The following is a 7063-nucleotide window of genomic DNA, read 5'->3' as shown; positions in this document are numbered from 1 at the left end:
ACCCCATCGTAGTCGCAGCGGGCCGCCGATGCGCGGCCGCGGGTAATGCTCATTCTCCTTACCTGACCACTACGATGCGAATCCTTGTCGCGGCCTCGTGCGCCGCTTTCGGCGCAGCCGTTCCCGCGTGGGGCCAAGCTGCCGCTGCCGATCCTATCGCCGCCTGCGCGGAGCGGCTGATGCCCTACGCCGACCGCGCCTCCGCACCGGACGACCTTCCGCCGCTGGAGATCTCGTCCGCGACGGGCCACCTCAGCTATTTCGGTGCGTCGCACTCGCGCGATCCCGAACACCCGCAGTTCGCCGCCATCCGCCAGTTGTGGGAGCAGCGCCGGCCAACGGTGGCGTTCTACGAGGGTCCCGCGCGTCCCATCGCCGAGACGGGCGACGAGACCATCCGCCAATACGGGGAGTCCGGCTACGTCCGCTTCCTCGCGCAGCAGGCGGGCGCGCGCGTGGAGCGCCTGGAGCCGCCGCCCCAGGCCGAGGTGGCGGCGATGCTGGAGCGCTTTCCGCAGGACCAGGTGAAGCTCTTCTACATCCTCCGCGAGACGGCGCGCCTGCGCGAGCGGCAGGGGCTGGGCGAGGCGGAGCTGAAGGCGGGCGTCGCGCGGATGCTGCAGCAGGCCAACGCCATGTTCGGCGAGCAGTTCGGCGCGGCGTGGACGATCGACGCTCTCGACGCGGCGTACCGGCGCTACTGGACGGAGCCGGCGGCGTGGTGGCAGGCGCCGACGCGCTGGTTCGATCCGCTAAAATCGTCCGCGGAGACGGGCGGCATCTTCACCAACGACGTGAATCGCGCCTCCAGCGAGTTCCGCAATCGGCACATGTACACGGTACTGGCCACCGCCGCCGCGCGCGGTGAACGCGTGTTCGCCGTCGTGGGCCGCGACCACGTTCCCGCGCAAGCCGCCGCGCTGCAGTGCGCGATCACGGGGGCCCGATGAGCACCGCGACTCCGACGCCAAGGGACACGACGCGCATGGGCCTGCGCTGGCTGGCCGCGTTCTGCGTCCTGATCCTGGCGGTGCATGAGGCGCACGAGCTGGCGCACACGGTCACGGGCCGGCTGATGTGCGGCGAGTGGGCGACGCGCGACTTCAACGAGTGGAGCCTCTCCGCCGGCTGCACGACGCCCGCACCCACCGCGGCGGGCCCGCTGTTCAGCTACCTGGTGATCGCCATCGGCATCGTCCTCACGCGCCGGGCGGATTGGAACGCGCGGTGGATGGGGCTGGCGCTGATCTTCGCGGCCAACCCGCTGGCCCGCATCATCACGGTGGGAATGCGGGGCGGCGACGAGCTGGTGGTCGCGCGCGCCCTGTCGGGCGGGCAGACGATCAGCCCGACGGTCTACTGGCTGACGATGACGCTCGTCACGCTGATCTGCGGGGCGGGAATCGTGGCGGGATGGAGGGCGACGCGCGGAATTCGCTGGCGCGCCGCCACCTTCGCGGCGATCCTCCTGCTGCCGATGGTGCTGACGGGGACGCTGCTGTTCGTGCTCTTCAACGGGCTTCTGCGCGACGGCTTCCTGGCCCAGCCGATCGTCGCGGGCTCCCCCGTGTTCATCACGATCGTCACCGCCATCGTCGGCGTGCTGCTCATCGCGACCGCGGGGTGGCTGCGAAATCCATCGACCCGGCGAGTTGCGTAGACCCGCTGACGTCGTGATGACAACGTGGCCGGCGATCTCATCGGATTGCCGGCCACGTTGCTGCTGGGCGGATGATGCCAGTGCCTCAGGGCGTCTGTATCCCGGCGGCCAGCCAGAGCTTGTCCGGACAGCCCGCCGGCAGGTCGTCGCGCAGGTGCCCGGCGTCACCCGACGAGCCCGGGGATTCACCGCCGCTCAGGCTCACCGGCCCGTCCACCTTGGCCATGACGCCGGTCTGACGGTCGCGGACGGCCCTGCCGCGTGGTTCCAGGGCAAGGTCCACGTGCGGCGGCCAGAGCACCGCATACCGCTCGTCCGTGCCGGTGCGCACCACCAGGCAGCCGTTCTCCACGACCAGGGTTCCCGTCACCAGCGCCTCCTGCACGTCCTCACCGGGCTGCCAGCGCGGGAGCGAGGCGACGGAGCCTGACGACGCAGGCCGCGAAGCGGCGGCCGCCGTGGCGGCGTTGTCGGACGCGACGGGCGGCGGATCGCTCTTCTGGCACGCAGCCAAGGCGTAAAGGAACACCGGCAAGCAGATCGGTCGCATCTGGCACGCGTTCAAGAGTAGGGGTGAGTATCCTCGGGGCAACTGAGGGACGACGAAGCAGGCAAGATCGGCTCCGGCCCCGCCACCCGGTGCGAATCTGTCTTGTGTGTAGGCAGATGAACTCGTTCGGTGTTGGTGATGCCCCGCCGTACACTAATACGCAGACCGCCACGATCAGCAGCAAGTCGCTGGAGTTCGCCAGCTGCTCCACCGCCAACGGCGCTGACGCCATCGTCCGCACCTACACGGACCGCGGACTGTCAGAGGTGGCGCATCGAGACGATGCTGTAATTGTCGAGGGTGCACGGGGTACCTCCTGATCTTCGGAGTCGCGGTCCCCCAATGACGGATCGCGGGGCCCTGTCCTTTCGAGACACGGCCCCGCGGTTTCCTGACGCCAGTGTGGCTACGAGGTCCAGGGTCCACCCGGATAGGTTTGGAACGAGCCCAGGTCCTTACGCATACGGGAGAGCGGGCTGTAGATGCTTTCGTTGAAGTTCCAGTTGCTCATCCTGGAGTGGTGCACCCCGATGAGCCCGATCGTGCCGTTGGCCAACAGGAGAAAGACCGGGGAGCCGCTGTCCCCGTGCCGAAAAACGTAGTTGGCGCCGTCCTGGCAGTAGTAGCCGCGTTCCTTCCGGCAGTAATACGTCAGCCGGCCGCGGGTCCAACCGGTGGTCCGGCCGATCTTGTGGATCCTGCTCCCGCTGATCGAGGGCCGCGCCTCACGCGAGATGGTCAACTGCGGTGACGACGTGTTCAGGCGCGTGGTGGTATCGCTTATAGCCGTCGTGGGACCAAGGGGCCGGGCCACCTTGCCGAACGCGTACGGCCGGCTGAACCCGCTGAACGATGTGCTTACGAAGTTCGCGTCGCTGTTTCGGCAACCCAGGAAGCACCCCCATCCGTATTTGAGCGGAGGATCGTACACCTCCTGGCCGAACCAGTCGCTCCCCCACGGGGTGTTGGCGGCCGTCGGCTGACCATACACCGTGCCGTCGGTGCTGCCCAGGTCGTTGCTGCAGTGGGCGTTGGTGACTACCACCACGCCACGGGTGGGGCTGTTGGCCACGAAGCCGAGCGTGCATGTCAACGCCTCGTCGTCTTGGTACGCGATCTGAATCCCGCCCTGCAACTGCGCGAATCGCTGGCTCAACGTTCCCGGAATCTCCTCCGGTTGAACATTGTCGGAGTAAACGGGCTCGGCCGGAGGTTCGCTGGAGGAGGTGCACGCCGGGTCATTGGGATCTACCACGCACGGATCTTCGGTGCATTGAGGGGAGTTCGGATCGATGGAGCACGGGTCTTGGCACCCGGACGCGTAGGGATCCACAGAGCAGGGATCGTCGCCGCTGCAGCCGGCGGCGTACGGGTCCATCGTGCACGGATCGGATTCGCAGACGATCATCTCCGGCGTGCAGTTGTCCCCCGGCTCGCTCATCATCACGTTCAGGGAGCCCGACGGGATGCCCATGCGCACGGCATCCCTGCGCAGCAGTGCGCGGGTGCGACGCGAGTCGACGGCCACCGACACACGGTTGCGCACGTCGTCTACGTCGATCCAGCGCATGCCGGGGTACGCCTCGAAGCGGGTGCTCAGGGTGTCGCGCCAGTCGCTGAGCTGGACGAAGCCATACGCCGCGGAGAGTACCTTCACAGTATACGAGGCCTTCTCAGTGGCATCACGCGGCTCCTGCGCCATAGCTTGGGCCACGGCTGCGCGAACCTTTCCGGCGTTCGCCTGCGGGTTGACCACCCATACGTTCAGGTCTCCATCCCCGTCCTGAAACCACCCGCCGAACTCCGGGTTATCCGCGGCGAACCGGCCGAGCGGCCCTTCTTCTTCCAAGCCGCGGCCGCGGCCATGCGCCAGCCCGGTTTCGCTGGACTGCAGGGTGGCGGCTGCACCGTCGATCGAGGTCGTCACCAGATCATCCTGGCACGCGGCGAGCGCTGCAAAAGCCAGGAAGGCGGCGGTTCTGGTGACCCTTGTCCAGCGTTTCAACTCGAGCATGGTGTGCCTCCGGAAGCCACTCGGGTGGGAACAGGCGAGAATCGTCTGTTTTCGTGAGGATAGCTACTTCCGGAACATTGCACAACCGGTGGCGAGTACTAGGGGCCTAATGGTACGAGTCTCGCCTTCAGCCGGGCGCGCTTGAAGTCGCACAGCCGCTCTGGGACGCGCACGCCCTCGCGTCTCCACTCGCGGTAGCCCGGCGCGCGGACGACCACGTCGTAGGTTCCAGCTCTCTCCCAAGCGGCGCCGTATGCCACGGTGCTACTGTCGACGTAGTCGCCGTCACGCACGACGAGCGCGCTCCGCCATTGTTGTTCCTTCGAGAGGGGCTGGCCTGTACGCGCGTCCGAGGCCGTCACCCGCACCGAGGCCCTTCCCCAGCCGTGGCCCGAGCAGCGGTCACCGAAGATCTCGCGCTTCGCGTGAGGCAGGAAAAGGGCGCTAGTTGTGACAGCGACGACCAGCGCCAGCGGGCGCTTCCATCCACGAGGGCGGGCCATGTAAACGTGCCTGTACGCTATGGGGTGCAAAGACATCGCACATTGGTATCTCCGCATAACACGAACCGCTGAACGACAGACGGCGGTCTGCCCCGCGTTGTTTCCGGTCGCGAACAGAGCCCGCAACCATCGTCCGGTGAGGTCGGAGCCACTTGAGGGCTTTCCCGCACGCCCATAGATTTGGACAAAGTGGAACCTGGAGCCGTGCCCTGCTAAGCGCCGATCATCACTGACGGAGATGCTCGCTGGAGGTGACGCGCGCTGCCGAGTTGCTGCCGACAGCGGATCAGGACGCGATTACCGCGCTCATCCTCGCCGACGTCGCGGATGAGCGCCGGTGGACTGAGCTATCCCAAGCGTGCATCTGACGTGCTCGCTACCATGCACACGAGCGCTTGCCGAAGCCGGCGCCCGTCGTCGCGCCCGAAACGGGAGATCCTGATGGCGGAGTATGCAATCGACATCGCGGAGATGCTTACTACCCATGCCCCGACCTTGAAGCTTTTAGCGCGTCTTGGAAACGCCATGAGTAAGGGAATTGATACAACAGACATTCGCGCATCTGAGTTGGCGTTTTACTTGTTTGAGAAATTGATAGCGTCGCACGTGCCCTCCTCGTTACACCCACCGCACATCGAGAGCATTGCTATGTTGATGGATGAGAAAGGTATTGAGTTGGAAAGAATGCGGAGAAGATGCCGGCAGGAAGCGAGGAAACTGGTGTCCGAATCGCCAACGGAGGCGAGCCTTAGCCACGCACTTTCGGATGCAGTTGGTACAATGCGGGATGAAATCGCTGAGATTGCTGAACTCGATCAAAGGTCTCTCAGGAGTTGGCTTTCCTCCGTGGGAGAGGACCCGGCAGTGTGGGCAACAGTCAGCGGCTTGGTTGGTTCCTTTGCCGCGGCGCTCCCGGCAGCATTGAGCGCCTCTCTTGCGGTCACCTCTTTCGCAGCGATGGGAGCCTCTGCCGTTAAGGAGGGACGAAGGAGACGTGAGTTACTCGAGAAGTCCCCCTGGTCGTTTGTGCACTTCGCCCGTGAGACATGTTAGCTCACAAGCAGGTTACGCGAAATGCGCGGTCTCTCTGGCGATTTAGTGCGGGTCGGCGCCGGGATGCCCGCACGTTAGACTAGTCCGGCCTGCCCCTCAGGGGTGAGTTCCAAGTAGAAAATTGTTAAGCCCTGAGATCGAGCGTTCAAGACCGAAATATGTGGCGTTCGGCTCGTGAAATCGACTCGGCCGGCGATCATCTTCCAGATCGCCGGCCGTTCCCGTTTGCGCGACCAACCAGCCGCCCCACCGCTCGCGCACCCGTTGGCTCACCGGGATGTTATTGCCGCCGAACGGTTGGATTACGCGACCGACGGCGAAGCCACTTGGCCTGTGTTAGACGTGTGGTCATTTCGGCGCAGACCGCTCTTCCTCACTTAGTATATTGGTCGCTGACCTAAAACCCAGAAGATTCTCCCTCGCGGCCTGCACAGTTATGGATTTACTGCCATCATCGCGCTCGTGGGTCGTTGTTTTCGTACCCTTACCATCCGGTCCGATGTCCCACTCCACCTTCTTGCTCGACATGGCGCTTCCTCCTGATGTGGGTTTCGTCGTGGCTGCTCATCCGCATAAAATGTACCTTGGCAGGCGCTCGATTCTACATGACTCAACTCCTAAGCGAAAACCAGTTTTTTCCGGAGTGATCGCCTCAAGAGCAGGGCTGATCACCATCAGAGAATACCACAACTGAGTACCGGCAGAATCGCCTCTTGCCCACCACGCCGGGCACTCATATGGCACGGGCTACGGCGCTCAGCAATCTCGTCGGACGCCCGCTGGAGATTGTTCTCCGGCCCCCTCGTATGTAGTTGAGGCCGGGGCTTACCGCTTTCCGAGCGGCGGGTTCACCCGCTCTTCGGCCCCCGCCGCACGGATTCGACGCCAATTCGTCCAGCGCTCACGGCGCGTCGGCCTCCAGCCGCGCTTTCACAAGGCGGCTGACCAGCTCCGGATTCGCGCTGCCGCCGCTCTGGCGCATTACCTGGCCCACGAAGAAGCCCAACAGGCCCGTCTTGCCTTGGCGGTACTCGTCGGCCTTCTTGGCATTGGCGTTGATCACCTCGTCCACGATGGGGCCGATGGCGCCCGGGTCGCTCACCTGGCGCAGGCCGCGGCGTTCCACGATGTCGTCGGGCGCGCCGCCGCCGCGCACCATCTCCGCCAGCACCGCCTTGCCGCCGCCGCTGGAGATCGTCCCGTCGTCCACCAGCTCGATCAGGCGGTGGAATTCCGCCGGGGTGAACGCGATGTCGTTGATGCCGCGCTCCTTCGTTTCCAGC

6 protein-coding genes and 1 pseudogene are annotated in these 7063 nt (G+C 65.2%); 4 read left to right on the top strand and 3 right to left on the bottom strand.

The genetic code is table 11. From position 1 onward, the window contains the following. Positions 1 to 74 precede the first annotated feature (74 nt). On the top strand, positions 75 to 950 hold the full coding sequence (locus VIB55_RS21060) for a hypothetical protein (protein WP_331878640.1): 876 nt from the start codon (positions 75 to 77) through the stop codon (positions 948 to 950). Between the two features lie 35 nt (positions 951 to 985). Further along, positions 986 to 1660 (top strand): hypothetical protein, encoded by a 675-nt coding sequence (locus tag VIB55_RS21055; protein ID WP_331878639.1) that lies wholly within the window; start codon positions 986 to 988, stop codon positions 1658 to 1660. An 85-nt stretch (positions 1661 to 1745) separates the two neighbouring features. On the opposite strand, the gene VIB55_RS21050 is transcribed toward VIB55_RS21055, so the two are convergent. Continuing rightward, positions 1746 to 2189 carry a hypothetical protein gene (locus VIB55_RS21050; protein ID WP_331878638.1) on the bottom strand — a complete coding sequence of 148 codons (444 nt, stop codon included), beginning with the start codon at positions 2187 to 2189 and terminating at the stop codon, positions 1746 to 1748. Positions 2190 to 2616: 427 nt separating this feature from the next. After that, positions 2617 to 4224: a hypothetical protein gene (locus tag VIB55_RS21045; protein ID WP_331878637.1), complete on the bottom strand. Its 1608-nt coding sequence runs from the start codon at positions 4222 to 4224 to the stop codon at positions 2617 to 2619. 944 nt (positions 4225 to 5168) lie between these two features. On the opposite strand from VIB55_RS21045, the gene VIB55_RS21040 reads away from it, so the two are divergent. Beyond that, a complete protein-coding gene (locus VIB55_RS21040) occupies positions 5169 to 5780 on the top strand; it encodes a hypothetical protein (RefSeq protein ID WP_331878636.1) in 612 nt (203 codons plus the stop codon). Positions 5781 to 6279: 499 nt separating this feature from the next. Further along, positions 6280 to 6474 carry a hypothetical protein gene (locus tag VIB55_RS21035; RefSeq protein WP_331878635.1) on the top strand — a complete coding sequence of 65 codons (195 nt, stop codon included), beginning with the start codon at positions 6280 to 6282 and terminating at the stop codon, positions 6472 to 6474. A gap of 207 nt (positions 6475 to 6681) precedes the next feature. On the opposite strand, the pseudogene VIB55_RS21030 reads toward VIB55_RS21035, so the two are convergent. Next, positions 6682 to 7063: pseudogene (locus VIB55_RS21030) on the bottom strand (hypothetical protein); the annotation flags it as partial.

It is taken from the genome of Longimicrobium sp. (genome assembly GCF_036554565.1).
Taxonomy (GTDB): domain Bacteria; phylum Gemmatimonadota; class Gemmatimonadetes; order Longimicrobiales; family Longimicrobiaceae; genus Longimicrobium.
Note: the sequence above shows the minus strand (reverse complement) of the source record. Positions and strands in the feature narration are given on the sequence as shown.

Coding starts and splice junctions, on each gene's coding strand:
- VIB55_RS21055 (WP_331878639.1), top strand. CDS start 986: ATGGGCCTGCGCTGGCTGGCCGCGTTCTGCGTCCTGATCCTGGCGGTG.
- VIB55_RS21060 (WP_331878640.1), top strand. CDS start 75: ATGCGAATCCTTGTCGCGGCCTCGTGCGCCGCTTTCGGCGCAGCCGTT.
- VIB55_RS21035 (WP_331878635.1), top strand. CDS start 6,280: ATGTCCCACTCCACCTTCTTGCTCGACATGGCGCTTCCTCCTGATGTG.
- VIB55_RS21045 (WP_331878637.1), bottom strand. CDS start 4,224: ATGCTCGAGTTGAAACGCTGGACAAGGGTCACCAGAACCGCCGCCTTC.
- VIB55_RS21040 (WP_331878636.1), top strand. CDS start 5,169: ATGGCGGAGTATGCAATCGACATCGCGGAGATGCTTACTACCCATGCC.